A 17,679-nucleotide genomic window follows, 5' to 3' on the forward strand; every position below is an offset into this window, starting at 1 on the left:
CAAAAACTTCACGTGATATTCTGTCACGGCAAAAATATACCATCGGCACCGAAAGCGTAACGCTGACCCACCCCGCACTGGACGGAGGCGCCGATGTCCTACCGCATCGATCCGAATGCGACGCAGCGTTACAACGCCGACGGGACACGCGCCACGTCCCTTCCCGAGCAACTGTCTTCGCAGTTCCGCGAGGAGATCGCGGCCGCTCTGCGCGAGCGGGAAGAGGCCGGCGGCGAGGGTACGCTGGACCCCATCGACGAGCGGCTTGCCGTCGTGGAGAACGGCGACAGCCTGACCGAGATCGCCGCGGAGAACCAGGTTTCCCTCGAGGCGCTCCTGGCCGCCAACCAGGGCAACGTCGACGGCAACGGCAACCTCATTCACCCCGGCGAGATCATCTTCCTGCCGCGCGCCTCGGCGGAACTGGTGGCTGCAGGTCCAGTGGGGCCTGGCGACATTCCGCAAGGCGAAGCGGCGTTTCTCTCCGATCTCTACGACCGGGGCAATGAGCTGGAATATGCCGACGATCCTTCCGTGATCGATTACGAGGCCGAGGGCCAGGCCATCCAGGACGACGTCGGTGCCTATCTGGACAGCCTGCCGGCCGATGAACGGCAGGCAGCGGCATTGCGGCTCGTTCAGGCGGACTGGGTGGATGCCGGCCCCGTCGGGCACAGGATCGAGGCGGCAATCGCCGAACGCGGGCTTCACGACACCGAGGAAGGCGCCTTCGCAAGCGAGCTCTACGGCCTCGGCAACGAACTCGAATATGCCGACGACCCGGCAGCGATCGACTTCGACGGCGCGGTGACGTCTATGGCGGGCCGCATCGAGGCGTATCTGGAAGGCCTGCCCGAGAGTGAGCGCGGCTCGGCATTGCAGCGGCTTTACGATCACGACTGGCGCGACGCCGGTCCCGCCTCCATGGCGATCGAGCAGGCCGCGAGGCAAGCCGGCATCGAGCTGCGCCCCTCCACCCACTCTGGTCCGGACGTCGATGCGGCGGCACGCAGCATCGTCGACGAGGCGAATGCGGCGGGCAGCCCGGATGAGGCGTTTCGCCTCCTCAACGAAGGCTACGCGTCGGCGGCGCCGCAAGTGCAGGCGGCCCTCGACCAGTCCGCGGATGCGCGATCGCTTGTCGAGCAGGCCGCCGAATGGGCCACGGAGCCGCTCGACGGATACGACCCCTCGCAGGATCTGCAGGCTCCCGCCGCGCAGACATTCGCAAGGCTCGAACAACTGACGGATGGCGCACAGCAGGGGCTCGCCGTCGATCTGCTGGAGGCGGCGATGCCCGACATCGAGGCCGGCAACCAGGTCTACCAAAGCGAAGCCGGCTCATCGATGCTGGGACCGAACGGCACGGCCGACATGCTGACGATCGTCGACCGCATCGCCGGGAGCCCAGGCAGCGAAGCCGTCATCAGCGACTTTGCGGCGATGGACTTCTATTCGCGGGACGCCATCATGAACGCCGTGAGTTCCGGCTCCGGTCTGGACTATCCGATGGCGCTGGCCACCGAATGGGGCAATGGATCGGGTCTCTTCGGCGCCGAGATCGATCCGGGCGTCCGCCAGTTCCACAGCCAGGTCGGCGCAGACGTGGACGCCTACAGCCAGCACATGCAAGAGCTGCAATGGCTCATCCAGAACCACGGCGGCACGATGACGCCCGAGCAGCTTGCCCAGGCGATCGAGGACTACAAGGCCGAGAAGGGCGCCGGGTGGCAGGAAACCGAACAGAACCTTGAACGTGAGGTCGCCGAGAGCGGCGCGTTGCTGCTGGAGCAGCTGACGCAATTGTCGGACCTGCCTCCGGAGATGTCCGGCGATCAGCCCGCCGCCGACGCACTCATCGCGGAGATACTCGAAGACCCGAAAGCGGTCATGGCGATGCAGGTGGCCATGCAGACGGATCCGGAGCTTCTCGCCAATCCGAGCACCCTGAATTTCCTCGGAAGCAAGGCCCGTCTCACCGACCGCGGCCGCAAGCTGGCCGAGGAGGCGATGACGCAGATCCTGCGCCACCAGATCCTACCCTCCTTCAGCGAGCTCAGCACCGGGGATGCGAACAGCATCGCCCAGGCAAGGACCGCGCTGGAGAACTTCCGCAACAGCAGGACGGCCCAGCTTCTGGGCATCACGGACAGCGATCTCAGCAAGGCGATCGACGCCGTGGAGCGGTCCTTGCCGGAGGTTGGGGATACGCCCGCCGATGCCGCCCGCAAGATGGCGCGCCTCAACAGCGAGCTCAACGACCTGCAGGGAAGCGGTGGCGTCAAGTCGTTCAGCAACACCACCGTTCCAGGACAATTGCTGCGCACCATCGGCCTCGCCGCCACCGGCGCGAGCCTCATGAATTCGACCCGGATCGCCTCGGAAGATCCGAGCCTGAAAAACAACCTCAAGATCGTCATCGATGCGTCGGGCATTGCCCAAAGGTCCGTGGAAATCCTTTCGGGGATGGAGCGCATCAACCCGCAGTCGCAGGCGGCGCAGCATTTCGGCAGCAGCAGCCGGCCGGCCGTGAAGTTTCTCGGTGTTCTCGGCGCCGGCTTTGACGCGTGGAACGCGGTCGATGCCTTCAGGGCGGGCGATCCGCTGATGGGAAGCCTGTCGGCCGTCGCCGCGGGCGGCGGCGTCATGGCTGCGCTCGGCACGGGAACGGCTTTCGGCCCCGCCGGCCTGATCATCGTCGGCCTCGCGGTCGGCGCGCAGATGATCGTCAGCGACCACAGGGAAAGCACCAAGTTCGAGACGGACACGGCGATGCGCTTCCTGGAGCATTCGGGACTGTCGGAAGCGGCCGCCGACGCCCTGACCGACCAGAGCGGCGACGGCCACAGCCCGGTTCCGCTGCTGATGCGCTACGCCGAGCTCAAGGGCTACGATCTCGAACAGGCAGGTGACCGGCAGCAATTCATCGACTGGCTGAACGCGATCCCCAAGGAGCAGTTGGAGGCCCTGCGGGACAATCTCCATCACACGGCGGACAGCTTCGACGGCGATGCCTCGCAGCTCGAACAGACGGCGTCTTCCGACGCGAATTACACCGATCCGGAGCGCCTCAACGACACCGGCACCGGTCGTGCCCGCTATACGAGCACGGCGAGCCGGATCGAGGCCGGCAACGCGACCCCGTCCTCAGCCGCGCAGATCGACGTCGTGCTGAGCGAACTCGGCATCTCCGCCCTTGCGTGAGCCAGGAGGAAACGCGCTTCAGCCGACGGCTTGCGGGAGATAGACCCGGTCGCCGGCAAAGACCAGGTCGGGAACCTGGATATGCTCCATGTTCAGCACGACCGTGTCGGCCACGTCCGCCGCCCGGTCGCGGGCGATGCTGCCGATGCTCTGGCCGTCCCGCACGACGACCCAATCGTAGCCTTGCCGTTCGAGCTCGGGGTTGTACCGGCCGCTCTCGTCCTGCGCGCCCGCCTCGTGCAGCGAGAGGTGGGATCCCGAGACCCAGCCCTCGTAGTGCTGCCCGTCCCAGCCATAGCCCGACACCGGCACCCACTCGTTGCCCGTCTCGTCGGTGACCCGCTCGCCGGTCTCCTGAACGAACGAGCCGGGCCGCAGCGTCGTCTGCCGTTCGGCGTTGCTCGCCGGCGCCTCCCGCAGGTTCAGACCGTCGGGCGCCGTGACCACCAGTTGCGGGCGGGGCTCCTGTTCGGGCGGCTCGGGCGGCGTTTCCTCCGGCGGGATCTCACCGGGCGCGGTTTCGTCCGGCCCCACGCCGTCCTTCGCATCGCCTGCGTTGGCGCTGTCGGCCTGCACCGTCGCCCAGGTCGACAGGCCGAACAGCAACAGGCCTCCGCCGAAGGCGACACCGTCGACGATGCGCGGCATCTTCGAACCGGGAGCGGCAGGCTTATAGGCCTGGCGCAGCAGATAGTAGGAGCCGGCTGTGAACAGCACGGCCGATGTGGAGTCCATTCCACCTTGAATGTTGCTCAGGAAATCGGAAACGACCGGGAACGGGCCGTCGGCAGCGTTCAGCAGCTCGGGGTCGCGGTTGTATTTCCCTATGGACAGGTCATAGCCGACCTTGCCCGAGTAATAGAGGCTGCCCCCCAGGTAGAGGGACAGGGCCGGTTTGTCGATCCACGGGAACGCCTTGCGGCCGGTCGCCACTTCCTTGAGGCTCTTGGCGCTGTACCACCAATTCGCCAGGTTGAACGTGACCCCGTCGGTCATGTCCAGATAGGCGCCGGTCTGGAACTCGCTGATGATGGTCCGGTTGCCATTTGCCATGTTGGGGATGAAGGTGATCACGTCGACGGCCCGCAGCACCCTGCCCAGACGGGTGTCCGCCGCCGTTGCGTTGGGAAAGATGTCCTTGATGATGATGCTCGCCCCACGCACGAAGAAGCCTCCGGCGTTCAGATGGACCCTGACGTTTTCCGGAAGGGCCGGCCATACGGCCGTGAGCACGCCGGTGGCCGTTCCCGTCATCAGCAGGGTATCGTAGCCGTTGGCACGCATGGCCGCCAACGCACGGCGCAGCTGCGGCGGTGCCGTGTATCCGTTGATCGCACCAACCTGATCCCCCTTCAGCAGCGAGGTCTGGATCGGCTTCAGCACGTCCGACTGCGGTTTCGTGAACGCAGCCAGTTGTTCGAGGGAAAGCGACGCCATCTGCTGCGCCGTGAACTTCGCCACCTGCTCAGGCGTGAACTCGGCAAGCTGTTCGGGCTTGAGCGCTTCGATCCGGACATGCTTGATCCGGTTCAGGGGGATGGCCCGCAACTGGTCGCCCTCGAGCATCTGCATCTGCGCCGTGCCCAGCCCCTCCCAATCGGCGACCGAAAGACCGGCGATATCGTCGGTGCTGAGGTTGCGTGCATAGTCGAGGTCGATCAGTTTCCGCTGCTCGGGCGTCAGGGCATCCTGCTGCTCGGAACGAAGAGCCTCCACCTGCTCGCGCGTCAGGGCCTTGAGCTGGGCGTCGCTGAGCTGCTTCATCTGCCCGTCCGTGAGCTTCGCCACCTGAGCGGTCGTGAGCCAGGGCATCTGCTCCGCCTTCAGCGCCTCCATATCGATATGTTTTATCCGACGATCGGGAATGGCGCTGAGCTGGTTCTCCGTGAACTGGTTCATCAGCCCGGCGGTGCAGAGCGCTTCGAGCTGCTCGCCGGTCAGCCGCTGCACCTGCGCGCGCGTCAGCCAGGGAATCTGCTTCTTGTCCAGCACTGTCGGCAGATCGAGCCGCTTCATGTTCTCGCCCGAAATACTGGCGATCTGGCTCTGGCTGAGACGTCTGAAGAGGCCGTTCTCGCCGAGGCTGTTCAACTGCGACAAGGTGAGCTTTCCCACCTGCCCGTCGGTCAGCCAGCGGACCTGCTTTTTGCTGAAGCCGCCGACATCCACATGCCTGATGGACTTTTCGGGAATGCTGCGGACCTGACCCCTGGTGAGGTGCCCCTGCAGACCGGCCGTGCCAAGATCCCGCCATTGGGCCGCGGAGAGGCTGCCGATCTGATCGCCGGTCAGCCACGGCACCTGCTTTGCCTTCAGGCCGCCGACATCGAGCTGCCTGATGTTCGTGGTCGGGATGCTTTCGATCTGCCCCTTGGTGAAATGAGCCTGCAGGCCCTGCTTGCCCATGTCCCGCAACTGGCGGCCGGTGATGGCCGCAGTCTGGTCGTTGGTCAGCCAGGGCACTTGCCGCGAGGTCAGGCCGGAGACGTCGAGATGCCGGATGTTGTCGGCCGACACCGCCCTGAGCTGCGGCTTGGTGAAATGCGCCTGCAGCCCGGCATTACTCATGTCACGAAGCTGGTTTCCGGTGAGCCCGGACACCTGCTCACGCGTCATCCAGGGAACCTGCTCCGGCCGCAACGCGCCGACGTCGAGACTGCCGATCTTGTCGGCGGAAATCCCCCTGATCTGCCCGCGCGTGAACTGCTTGACCTGCGTCGCGGTGAACGCACCGATCTGCGTCGAGCTGAAAACGGAGAAGACATCGTCGCCGATCAGCGCGATGTCGTTGTCGGTCAGTGAACGGATGTCGTCCTCCGACAACGCACGCGCCTGCTCGATATCGGGGCCGTTTCGCGTGCCCGCCGGGGTCGGCTGATGCTCTTGCGAAGCGCCGCGGATCCAGGGAACGACGACGATTTCCCCCGTATCGGGATCGCGAACCGCAATGTGGGTCTTGCCCGCGGTTCCCGGGGCATCGCCGTGCACGGTCCGCCCCCAGTCGGCAGGCACGTAGACCTTGCTGGCGTTCTTCGGAGGGTTGCCGAGTATGCTCGCATTGAGCATCTCGCCGCCTGGCGCCATCAACGCGATCGTGTTGCCGTCCGAGGACGGCTTGACCGGCCGCGTGGCGACCAGGGCGCGGCTGCCGAGCGTGGTTCCGATAAGCCCCGTCCCGAGGCCGACCAGCGCATTGGCCCGCTCGAGGCCCGACATCTGGTCGCCATAGACGGCAAGGTCGTGAACCGAAGCCGCCATGAGCGGCGCGCCCGTCCCGACCGCGGTCCAGTCGGCGCCCCGCGCAAGGCGGTTGAGGACGCCCGGATGCCGCATGTAATTGCCGGCGAACTCGGCCAGCGGCGTGTTCGGCTTGACGGCGCCGATGCTCGACAGGAAGGCTCTTCCCAATCCGATCCTTTCCCCCGTCGCCAGCGTGCGACCGGTCATCCCGATCGTTCGCAACCCGCTCGAAACGCCGGGCAGGACAACCGTGGTGATCATCAGCCCGTTCATCACGGACTGCGAATCGTTCCACTCGCCGCCGTGCTGAATGTGATTGTACTGGTTGTACGCGGTCTTGGCGCCGAGATATGCGGCGCCGGCATAGGCCGCACCGGCGAGAAACGGGCTGGCGGGCGTCGGTATGAGGGCGGCAAGACCGGCCAGCCCCGAGCCGATGCCGATGATCGGGTCGACCACCTTGTCCCAGGTGGAAACATTGCGCGCCTGGACCACGTCGAGGGAGAACTCGCCGTTCTCTCCCGGCTGGAAGCGCAGGTCCGTCGGCAGGATCAGCTTGCCGCTTTCCTGGAACTGCTGATTGTTGTCCTGGAAATCCTCGACGCTGTCGAACTTCTTGCCGGTGGCATCGATGTACCAGGTCTTGCCGTCACCGTCCTCAACCGCAAACAGCGCCGTCTGCTGCATGCCGACCGCTTCATCGACATAGAAGACCGGCACGATGCGGAAGTCGGCGTCGTCACCGCCGACGTCCCGGATCTCGTCCTTCACCTTCTCGAGGGCCTCGGCTCCGTCTTCGCTGGCAGCGTTCATGTTCAACGCCCCGGCGATCTGCTGATCGACATTGCTGCCGCTCAGCGCTCTCGGATCGTTATAGCCCTGTTCGTAGAGCGCCTGCACCTGCGGCTGAACCCGTTCGTCCAGCATCTGCCCCTCATGCTCCTCGAGATAGGCATCCTGGAGGCGGGCGTTGTATTCATCCGTTTCGGCGTCGTCGCGGAGCTTGAGCGGCTGGCTGAGCTGGAAATCATACCAGTTGGCGGCGGCCTCGGCGCTGCTCCTGGTGTCCTCCGCCCCTGCCTTCTGCTCCTGGGCCACCTTCAGCGCGGTGGCCGCATAGGCAAGTTCTGCGCTCACCCAATGCCACTCGGCCGTACCGTCGCCATCGGTGTCGATCTGGATACGCACCGGCTGATCGCTTTCCGCCAGCGCATCGAGGCCTATTTCGTCATAGCGCTCGGCAACTTCCGGGGAGACATAGACCTCCTGCCCGCCGACATCGATCTTGACGGGCTCGACGCCCTCCGGCAGTTCCGGCGCCGCCATGTAGTTCGCCGGCTTGTTGAGCTTCTCCAGCTCTTCCTGAAGCTGGCCGATCTGTTCGTCGAGGTTTTCGATCGACACGCCGAGTTGCTCTGCCAGGGTCTGGTTGAGCTCCCTACCGGCGACGAGTTCGGCCGACTTCAGTCCCTCCAGCCTGCTGTTGGTGCACATCGTCGTGTCGATCTGCCCCGAGGCGAGCGCTTGCCATTCCTGATTGAGCGGCCGATCGCGGTAGTCGTCGTTGACGTTCTCCTCCGTCAGCGAATAGGTGAGCTGCTGCTCGGTCTTCCCGTCGCTGAAATGGTTGATGACCCAGAGCTGCCCGTCGCGCGTCACGACCTCCTGATGGTCATATGTGCCGAGATAGTCTCCGCCGACCGTTCGGTGCTTCTTGCCTTCCTCGAACAGGAATTCGTGCTCGCTGTTGTATTCGGCAAGGACGCGCTGCTCGATGTCTTCGGCCTGCGCCTCGAGGTCGGCAAGATTGCTTCGCGCGTCGTAGAAATTCGCATAGGCTTCGGCGATCTCGAGCTGGCCGCCGAGGGCCTCTTGAAGTTCCCTGGCCTGTTCGAGCGCAGTCGTCAGTTCCGTATGCGCGTTGGAGCCCTCCTCGGTCTGTGCAAGCAGATCCTCCAGCCGGCTGACCGTGTAGTCCATCGACAGCTTATCGCCGTTGGTGCGCTGATAGTCGGCCTGGTAGAACAGGGACGTGACCTCGGCATGCTTGGCGAGGCCTTCCGCGTATTCCACATGGCGGTTCGGCGCCTCGCTGCCGATGGCACTCGCGGTGGGCGTATTGGGATCGGAAAGGAGAGGCAAACTGCCCTGCTTGTCGATCGCCTGATCGAGAAGAGCTTCGGCATTCTCGTAGGCTTCGAGGGCACCGCTTGCGTCCTCCAGGTTGCCATTGGCCTCGCTCAACCGGTTTCTGGCGTCTTCGAGCGAGCCTTCCGGCTCGGGTCTCACCCAGCGCAGGCCATGCCGGCCGAGCGCCTCGTCGATGGTCGCGGCGGCGTTGTCCATCGCGCCCTCATAGGCAGGATCCAACGCCCACACGTCGAGCTGCGCCTGAAGCACGTCGAACCGCGCCTGTGCCTCGGTCAGACGGCCGAGCGCGGTGTTTTCGGCATAGATCGCCTTGGCCACTTCCGGATCGACCCAGTGCCAGACGCCATCGACCTTGACCGGCACCCACGCCCCGCCCGAGGGCGCGGTTCCCGCCGGAGGCTGGCCCTGGAAATTGATGACCTGATTGCCGTTCTCATCAACCTCCACATATGGCTCGGCCTTGGGTCCGAGGCCATATTGTTCGATGGCCGCCTGCGTTTCCCCCTGGCGTTCGCCGGCAGCCGCCAGCAACTCCTCGTAGCTCTGCCCGGCCAGCAGCCCCGTGACCGCCGCGACGACGATTTCGCCTTCCTTGGCGGTCGCCGGATCGCTGCTCTCGGGATTCGCCGCAAGCAGCGTTCTGGCCAGTGCCTCCTCCACGCTGCCCGCTTTGATCTCGATCTCCGTACCGTCCTCGTGGTTGGTCAGCGTCATGCTGCCGTCCGGAGCGGTCGTCAGCGTATGGCCGTTGAAGGTCACCATCACCGTGGTCTTCGTTCCATCCTCGACGACGACCGTTTCGCCCTCGTGGATGATGTCCGGATCGCGCCCGTTCTCGAAGAACTGCGGGTTCTGCGCCCTTATGTCGTCAAGGGTGACGCCATATTCCTCGGCGATCTCGGTCAGGCTTTCATTGTCCTTGACCTCGTGCTCGACCGGTTCCCCGTCGTTCACGGGCTCGGTGATCGTCGTGGTCTTGCGCCCGTCCTTGTCTGTGACCGTCTCGCTCACCTTGCCGTCGGCATATTCGGTCCTGCTGACCTCGTTGCCGTCGGCGTCCACATATTGAACGGTGACGGCGTCGTGATGGTAATCATGGTAGTGGGCGGAGATCACCTGGTCGGTGGCCGCATCGACGATCTCAGTCCCGCGCACGTCGCCATTGTCGCTGGTCGGCTCCCAGGTCCTCACGTCGAGCCCGGCGGCGGCAAGCTGCGCGATCACCTGGTCCTTCGTCAGTCCCTCTTCCGCGGCGATCTCCTCGATGCTTTTGCCGTCCTGCACCGCGTCGACGATGTCGTCGACCCCCTCGCGCGTCGGGTCCTGGCCTTCGGCAAGGGTGGTTTCCTCGCCGTCGGGCGTCTTCACCACCGTGCTGGTGCTGCCGTCCGCCTCGGTCGTCTCTTCGATCACCACGCCGTTCGGCAGCTCGGTCCGCTCCACCACCGTTCCCGAGCCGAGGTCGTCCTCGTAGCGGGCGGTGTTGATCCCGGTCTCGGCGTCGTAGGTCTCCTCGACCGTCCAGCCGCGCTCGTCGCGAAGCGGCGACGACGTCTCGCCCTCGTCCCCCTCGACGGTGGTGTAGTATGCGCCGTGCTGGAAATCGTAATATTCCGTGACGGTCTCGCCGGCGTCGGCGTCTTCGACCTCCGTCGTCCGCACGTCGCCATTGTCGCTCGTGGGTTCGGTGGTCCTGACCTCGTATCCGCCGGCTTCGAGCTGCGCGATCACCTGGTCCCGCGTCATGTTGCGCTCGGCCGCGATGAGATCGATGCTCTTGCCCGCCGCGATATCATCGAAAATGTCTTCCGCCTGGGCCGTCGCCGCATCATCTTGCGGCTCGCCGGCCGCGTCCGTCGGAAGATCGTACCGCACCGGCGTGAACGACAGGTCGGTCCCGCCGGACGTGTTGCCGTTGGCGAGCGAAAACACCGGCGCGCCGTTCGTCCCGTCCGTGTTCGACGATGTCAGCACCACGGGGCGGGCCTGGGTCGGCGAGGCGGACGTGGAGGAAGCCGGATCCTGCTGCTGCGCGGTCTCCAGCCGGGCCAGCTGCGCGTTGACGAGTGCAAGCTGCCGCTGCATCTGCGACACCGCATCATGCTCGCCCATCTTGTTGGCAAGCCTGATGTTGTTGCGCAGCGTCTGGGCTTCCGTTCTCAGATCGGCGACCTGCTCGACGCCGCTCTTGGGCGTGATCCTCGGAGGTGGCGGCGAAAGAAGAATCGGGCGCAGGGCCATGGCTCAATCTCCAAACACGAATCCATCAGGCAACTGCCGTGCTGCGTGCACACGACGCCCGGGACCCGGCGCTGGAGAAAAAGCTGCAGCTACCGTGAAGGCGTCCAGTACACGTCGAGATCGGCGAGTTGCTCTTCCTCGTCCTTCAGCGCCTCCTCGACCCGCGTGTCGAGCCGCGGCGCAATGAGCGCGACAAGCGCCTCCGCGGCCGCCAGGGCTGGCGTGATGCTCTGAAAGAACGAGCGCGAATGCAGCGTCACCACGATGCTGTGCCGGGCAAGGCGGGCGAGAGGCGAAACGTTGCTGTCGGTGATCGCGACGACGGCAACGCCGCGCCGCGCCGCGTGCTGGGCAATCTCGATGGTCGCACGGGCATAGGGAGCCATGCCCACCACCAGCATCGCATCGCCTTTCCCGGCCCCCCGCAGGGCGTCGATCCCCATTCCCCCGGCCGCGTCCAACAGGCTGACGCGATCCGTCAGCGCTGAAAGCATGGAGGAGAAATGCTGGGCGACCGGCAGTTCCCGGCGCAGGCCTAGGCTGAACAGATGCCGGGCGCCGGCGAGCGATTCGGCAGCGGCGTAGATCTGCGCCGCATTGCCGTAGTCACCCAGCCTGGCCACCTGGGCGGCAAGCGTGTCGGTCACCGGACCGACCTCGGAATATCCTTCGTCGGCGGGTGCATCCGGCGCGAACCGGTCCCGCTCCGCAGTCGCGTCCACATCGCGCAACGCCTTGGCATAGAGCGAGCGCATGTCGTCGTAGCCCTCAAGGCCGATCCAGCGCGCCAGCCGCATCATCGTGCTGTGGGAAACCCCGGCAAGCTGCGCCTGCTCGCGCATCGACAACAGCGCCACATCCTTGGGATTGTCGAGCACGAAACGTGCTGCCGCCTGCAATCGCGGCGGCATCGTCTCAAACCGCTCGGCCAGAAGTTCGTTCAAAGGTCCTCGTTCCATCTCGCGCCACACCAGCCCCCATTCAGATCACCCGTTCCCCATGGAAACACTACGTGTCGCCCACCTCAAACGCAACAGAAATATGACGGTTGGAATTTAACGTTTTAAAATATTCCAAATGGACTTTTCTTGTGAACGCCTCTAAATTATGCCTGCCACTGGGCGGCGGATGCACAGTCTCCGCAGAGTCCGCCACTTGATTTGCTATCCAAGGAGCAACTGATGTCTGATTCCGCATCTTCGGTGACCACGGGAACGTCGAACCCCGAGCAGAACCTCGACAAGCTCATTGCGCATCAGGAAAAGATGTTCAACTTGAGCATGAAAGCAGAACTGGCCAAGTCGACCAACGACATGAACATGAGCCTTTCGCGGAAGATCGGCGAGTCGGCCCAGAAGGCCTGAAGATCGGCCCTATGCTTTGTGTGCTGCAGAAGAACCTGCGGCACACAAAGCATCCTTCACGCATGCATACGACGTTGCATTGACCAGACCGCGCCGGACCCGATGCCCGCAGGAGGTGGTGTGAGATGAATCCCAGGGTAGCCAAGCTTGTTCGAGAGCTGCCGGATATGGTCCGGACGGGAATGGATGGCTTCGGCAGACGGCGCCTGGGATGGCGGCGGGCAGCGAAGGCCCTGCCGGCACCGGCCCAACCCGTCTTCGAGGTCCTGCAGGGCGCGCACAGCGGCGCCACCCTTCATCTAGACGACGCGAGCTATACAATCGGCTCCGGCACCGAAGCCGACATCCTCCTCAGCGACGAGGGCATTGCCGACCTGCACACCCGGCTGCACATCCGCCGCGGCCGCGTCGAGATCGAGGCGACCGGCGGTCCCGTGAAGCTGGGGGAAAACGAAATCGTCCCGATGGGGCACGGCCGCCGCTGCAAGCTGCCTCTCGACGCAACCTTGGGCGAGGCGCGGTTCCGGATCGTCGGCAGCGCTCCCGAAAGCGTCGCCACGAGGCTGCCGAACAGCCCGCTTTTGGCCTTCAGCGGCATCTTCCTCGCCATCTTTGTCGGCTTTGTCGCCTCGAACAGTCTTTCCCGCGCCGAGCCGGAGACGAACTGGCCGAAAGAGAACGCCGGGGTCCTGGCGATGCTAGGCCTTGGCAAGACCGGCAGCGCCGGGCAGCAGGCTGCCGGCGAGCCGGCAGCGAAAGGTCTCGAAGGCGCTCTTGACCAGCTTGCCCGGCGCCTCGAGCAGGCGGGTATCTCCGGTGTGAACGTCGCGCTATCCGACGACAGGCTGATCGCATCCGGCACCGTTTCCAAGACCGAAGCCGGCGCCTGGAAAACCGTCCGGTCGTGGTTCGACCAGACCTATGGCGGCCGCGTCCTGCTGGTCTCCGACGTCACGACGGGCGATGCCGCCCAGATGCCGCGAATCCGCCTGCAGGCCATCTGGTATGGCGCACAACCCTACATCATCGCGGCGGACGGCACACGCTATCACGAGGGGGCGTTCGTCAGCGGCGGCTGGACCATCTCGGAGATCGGCGAGACGCAACTCGTCCTCAAGAAGGCCGGCGATACAGTGGCGCTGAAATATCAATGACACAGCGACTCGATGCGCTGCGGGTCGACACATCGAGGCTGGACACCAGTGCCGGACGCGAAGCCCCGTCCATAGAGGGCGCGCGCCGCAGAACCATCGATCGGCCGCGGCTCAACGGCGTGGACAAATCCACCGCGCGCGAAGGATCGGCGGCCGACGGCGCCGCCGAAGCCGGCCGGCTCGATTCGGGGGCCTCCCCCGTCACTTCCCGTTTCGGCCCGCCCTCCCTCGATCAGGCGCTCGAGGATTTCGTTGCGCCGGGCATTCCCGATCCCACGATCATCCGCCGCTCCGTTTCCATCCTGAAGGACTGCGTCGACCACCTCGTCCCGAATCTCGACGGCGGCGAGCAGCTTCACGAACTGGCGACAACGCTGCTCGAGGAGGAGATCCAGCGCCACCAGGAATTGCTTCGCCTGCTGCACGGAGGGGGCCAGACTGACTGACGTTGGCGAGACCGTGAAACTCCTGCATATCCTTGGTTATCTTTATGGATGCCACGGGCAGGTGAAGCGCGGCGTCGCCTATCTGCTTCTCGCCATCCAGCTCGCGCCGGAAGACCGGGGCGTCCTGCGCACGCTCGCGCATCTGCTCATCCGCAGCGGCGAGGCCGACAAGGCACTGGCCACGATCGAGCGGCTCGAACGGCTGGGCGACGGCGAGCAACCGCTGCTTGCCCTCCTGAAGAGCAAGGCGCTGATGGCGGCCGGCGAGGCCGCCGAGGCCCGACATTCCTTCAGGGATTTCCTGGCGCATTACGAGGCCGATCACCGTGTTTGACCGCCTTTTGCCATTCCTCGTCAAGGTGGGCCGCCGCAGCGACCTGGTCATCGCGATGCTGATGCTCGTCTCCGTGGTGATGATGCTCATCCCGCTGCCGACGGAGTTGGTCGACGTCCTGATCTCTGCGAACATCGCGATCAGCGTCCTCATCTTGCTGGCCTGTTTCTACGTCCGGCATCCTCTCGATTTCTCCTCGCTGCCTTCGGTCATACTCATCGCCACGCTGTTCCGTCTGGCGATCACGATCACCACGACGCGCCTGATCCTCCTGCAGGCGGATGCCGGCAACATCGTCACGACCTTCGGATCCTTCGTCGTCGGCGGCAGCATCGCGGTCGGTCTCGTCATCTTCCTCATCATCACGATCGCGCAGTTCGTCGTCATCGCGAAAGGCGCCGAACGCGTCGCCGAAGTGGCCGCGCGCTTCACGCTCGATGCCCTGCCCGGCAAGCAGATGAGCATCGATGCCGAACTGCGCAACGGCGACATCGATCAGGATGAAGCCCGCCACATGCGCCGCCAGCTCGAACGCGAGAGCCAGCTGTTCGGCGCGATGGATGGCGCCATGAAGTTCGTGAAGGGAGACGTGATCGCCGGAATCGTGATCATTCTCGTCAACCTCATAGGCGGCTTTGCCGTCGGTACCCTGCAGCACGGCATGTCGCTCGGCGAGGCCGCCGCCACCTATTCGCTGCTGACCGTCGGCGACGGGCTCGTCTCGCAAATTCCGGCACTGCTGATCGCCGTCGCCTCGGGCGCGATGATCACCCGCGTCGCGGGGACCGAGGGCCATACCGACCTCGGCGGGCAGATCGCCGGCCAGCTCCTGCGCGACGCGCGGGCGCTGGCGCTGGCCTCCGTCGTTCTGCTCGGCCTCAGCCTGGTGCCCGGCTTCCCGACGATCGTCTTCCTGATCCTGGGTGCGGTGCTGGGCGCCGGCGCCTATGCCTTGCGCCGCAACACGCGGGATGAGACCGACGCCGGCCGAACCGTCACGCTCGGCCGCGAGGAGGCGGGCAACGATACGACCGCGCTGCTGGCATCCGACAGCACCGCGATGCTGCCGCCGACGCCGATCGTCGCACGCTTCGGCAGCGATCTCGGCAAATCTTTCACTCCCGCCGAGCTTCAGCAGCGAACCGAACGCATCCGAACGGAGCTCCTCGACGATCTCGGCATCACGGTGCCGCGGATCGACCTCAAGACGGATGACAGCTCGGGCGCCTCGCATTTGCGTCTCGACCTGGAGGGAGCTCCCATCCTGGACGCGGAGATTCCGGCAGGCAGCGTCCTCTACGAGGGAGACGTCGCCCATCTGGAACTGCTCAAGGTTCCGTTCCACGAGACGAGGTCGATCAATGCGCGGCATCCGGCGAGCTGGGTGGACGACGAGCATGTCGCAAAGCTTGTCGAAGCGGGGCTCGCGCATCTTTCGCCGGTCGAGGTCGCGGCCAGATGGATCACCGACGCGCTTCGCCTCTACGCAGATCATTTCGTCGGCATCCAGGAAACCCGGCACCTCCTGACGGAACTCGAGGGCGACTACGCCGATCTGGTGCGCGAGGCCCAGGAAGCCGTTCCCCTGCAGAAGATCGCCGAGGTGCTGCGCAGGCTGGTGGCCGAAAACATCCCGATCCGCAATCCGCGCATCATTCTCGAGGCCATCGCCAACGGGGGACGCAAGGAACAGGACACGGCACTGCTGGCCGAGCAGGTGCGCGTCTCGCTGAAGCGGCAGATCAGCTTCCGCATGGCCGACCGCAACCGCATCATCGCGGCCTACCTGCTTCAGCCGTCCGCGGAGGCGGCGCTGAGATCGAGCGTCCAGTCCCTGCCGACCGGCGCGACGTTGAACCTTTCGGATCCGGAGTGCCAGGCGATCGCCGGGCAGATCAAGAAGGCGCTTTCCGACACCGCGGCGGCGGCGCGACCGGTGGTTCTTGCCGCCATGGACGTGCGGCGTCACCTGCGCAGCCTTCTCGTGCACAACGGCATAGAGCTTCCGGTCATCTCCTATCAGGAGCTGGCGCCCGAATTCAACGTGCAGCCCCTGGCGACGATCACCGGAAGGCAAGGCGAGCGGGGGCGGCAGGCGCCGCGATCCCTGCCGGCACAAGACAAGACAGAACAAGGGGCAGCCCGCTGATCCGGCAAGGATGGAAGAAGTCCGCTGGCATGCGCAAAGAGAGGGATGGCATGAAAGATCGAGGTTTCACGATTGCAACAGCAGCACACCGCCAGGGGCGGAGCGGCAAGGCCTGGAGCCCCGTCGCGGCGGTGGTTCTCCTGCTGGCTCTGATAGGTTGGCAATCTCTCGCGCATGCCCAGGAGATTTCACCCCGCACCGACGGTGCCGCCGTCGACCTGCATGTCGGCCAGGGGCGGCTTCTCCGTTTCAACGAGCCCGTGGAATCCGTCCTGATCGCCGACGCCACCATAGCCAATCTGCAGATCGTCGCTCCCGACATCGTCTATGTGTTCGGCCTCAAGCCCGGCCTCACCAACCTGATCGCCATCACCAGCGACCAGCGGATCAAGGCCTCGATGGGCTTTCGCGTGAGCGCCGATCCGGGCCCGGCCCAGGACGCCAAAAGCATCCTCCAGTCGACCTCGACGACGGATCTGACGATCTTCGGCAACCGCATCGTGGCACTGGGGCAGACGCGAAGCGTCAATGAAGCGCTCGACGTCGACAGCGTGGCGCGCACCTATTCGCCGCCGGAATACCCGCCGATCAACAACACCACCATCACCGGCTCGCAGCAGGTCAACATCCGTGTGCGTTTCGCGGAAGTCTCGCGCACGGAACTGCAGTCCTATGGCGTCGACTGGCAGGTCTTCGTCAATCAGGGCGATTTCAACTTCGGCATCTTCAGAACCGGCGGCTTTCAACCCGAAGGAGGGCTCGGCCTGAATCTCGACGTCAAGGGCATCAATGTCGAGGTTCTGCTGGATGCGCTGCAACGCAACGGGATCGTCAAGATCCTGGCGGAACCGAACCTGACCGCGATGACCGGGCAGACGGCGAGTTTCCTTGCCGGCGGCGAGGTGCCGGTGCCCATTCCCCAAAGCGAAGACACGATCGGCGTGGAGTACAAACCCTTCGGCGTTTCCCTCGGCTTCACGCCGACGCTGATCAACAACCAGCGCATCGCCATCCACGTCCAGCCCGAGGTCAGTTCGATAACCGATGGAGGGGTGAGCCTGAACGGCTACGCCCTGCCGAGTTTCGTCGTGCGCCGGGCCGACACCACGGTGGAAGTGGCCAGCGGCCAGACATTCGCCATCGCGGGCCTCTTCCAGCAGCGCTTCTCCAGCAATCTGGAGAAGTTTCCCGTGCTCGGCGACGTGCCGATCCTCGGCGCCCTGTTCCAGTCGCAGCGCTACCAGCGGGAGGAGACCGAGCTGGTCATCCTGATCACGCCCTATCTGGTCGAGCCGGTCCGCACGCACGATCTCGCCACGCCGATGGATCGCCCCGCCGCCAGGAGACCGTCCAAGAAGTCGGCCGGAATGGGCCTGATCATCAAATAGTGGAGACT

Annotated in this window: 9 protein-coding genes; 7 read left to right on the forward strand and 2 right to left on the reverse strand. The window is 65.0% G+C overall.

Translation table 11 applies throughout. The annotated features are described in order from the left end of the window. The first annotated feature begins 93 nt into the window (after positions 1–93). Entirely contained in the window at positions 94–3,204 is a 3,111-nt protein-coding gene (locus tag NUU27_RS01375) for a LysM peptidoglycan-binding domain-containing protein (protein WP_257760250.1), read from the forward strand. 18 nt (positions 3,205–3,222) lie between these two features. Here NUU27_RS01375 and NUU27_RS01380 read toward each other — a convergent pair whose 3' ends face one another. Together NUU27_RS01380 and NUU27_RS01385 are read right to left on the reverse strand one after the other, a co-directional pair. Then, complete coding sequence (locus NUU27_RS01380) at positions 3,223–10,836, reverse strand: LysM peptidoglycan-binding domain-containing protein (RefSeq protein ID WP_257760251.1); 7,614 nt, start codon at positions 10,834–10,836, stop codon at positions 3,223–3,225. An 89-nt stretch (positions 10,837–10,925) separates the two neighbouring features. Beyond that, a complete protein-coding gene (locus NUU27_RS01385; protein WP_257760252.1) occupies positions 10,926–11,780 on the reverse strand; it encodes a MurR/RpiR family transcriptional regulator in 855 nt (284 codons plus the stop codon). 237 nt (positions 11,781–12,017) lie between these two features. On the opposite strand from NUU27_RS01385, the gene NUU27_RS01390 reads away from it, so the two are divergent. From NUU27_RS01390 to NUU27_RS01415, 6 genes are all read left to right on the forward strand, one after another. Then, complete coding sequence (locus NUU27_RS01390) at positions 12,018–12,200, forward strand: hypothetical protein (RefSeq protein ID WP_257760253.1); 183 nt, start codon at positions 12,018–12,020, stop codon at positions 12,198–12,200. A gap of 125 nt (positions 12,201–12,325) precedes the next feature. Next, entirely contained in the window at positions 12,326–13,354 is a 1,029-nt protein-coding gene (locus NUU27_RS01395; RefSeq protein ID WP_257760254.1) for an FHA domain-containing protein, read from the forward strand. Continuing rightward, the gene (locus tag NUU27_RS01400; RefSeq protein ID WP_257760255.1) at positions 13,351–13,800 is read left to right on the forward strand and encodes a hypothetical protein; all 450 of its coding nucleotides are present in this window, start codon (positions 13,351–13,353) and stop codon (positions 13,798–13,800) included. Before NUU27_RS01395 ends, NUU27_RS01400 begins: the two co-directional genes overlap by 4 nt. A 13-nt stretch (positions 13,801–13,813) precedes the next feature. Continuing rightward, positions 13,814–14,134, forward strand: a complete 321-nt coding sequence (locus tag NUU27_RS01405) for a tetratricopeptide repeat protein (protein WP_257760256.1) — start codon at positions 13,814–13,816, stop codon at positions 14,132–14,134. Next, entirely contained in the window at positions 14,127–16,283 is a 2,157-nt protein-coding gene (gene sctV / locus NUU27_RS01410; RefSeq protein WP_257760257.1) for a type III secretion system export apparatus subunit SctV, read from the forward strand. The genes NUU27_RS01405 and sctV overlap by 8 nt, the downstream gene beginning before the upstream one ends. A gap of 50 nt (positions 16,284–16,333) precedes the next feature. Then, the gene (locus NUU27_RS01415; protein WP_257760258.1) at positions 16,334–17,671 is read left to right on the forward strand and encodes a type II and III secretion system protein family protein; all 1,338 of its coding nucleotides are present in this window, start codon (positions 16,334–16,336) and stop codon (positions 17,669–17,671) included. Positions 17,672–17,679 lie beyond the last annotated feature (8 nt).

It is taken from the genome of Nitratireductor sp. ZSWI3, from assembly GCF_024655565.1.
Taxonomy (GTDB): domain Bacteria; phylum Pseudomonadota; class Alphaproteobacteria; order Rhizobiales; family Rhizobiaceae; genus Nitratireductor.

Bases quoted from the DNA above. Each gene is read 5' to 3' on its own strand.
- NUU27_RS01375 (WP_257760250.1), top strand. From the start codon at position 94: ATGTCCTACCGCATCGATCCGAATGCGACGCAGCGTTACAACGCCGAC.
- NUU27_RS01390 (WP_257760253.1), top strand. From the start codon at position 12,018: ATGTCTGATTCCGCATCTTCGGTGACCACGGGAACGTCGAACCCCGAG.
- NUU27_RS01395 (WP_257760254.1), top strand. From the start codon at position 12,326: ATGAATCCCAGGGTAGCCAAGCTTGTTCGAGAGCTGCCGGATATGGTC.
- NUU27_RS01400 (WP_257760255.1), top strand. From the start codon at position 13,351: ATGACACAGCGACTCGATGCGCTGCGGGTCGACACATCGAGGCTGGAC.
- NUU27_RS01415 (WP_257760258.1), top strand. From the start codon at position 16,334: ATGAAAGATCGAGGTTTCACGATTGCAACAGCAGCACACCGCCAGGGG.
- NUU27_RS01380 (WP_257760251.1), bottom strand. From the start codon at position 10,836: ATGGCCCTGCGCCCGATTCTTCTTTCGCCGCCACCTCCGAGGATCACG.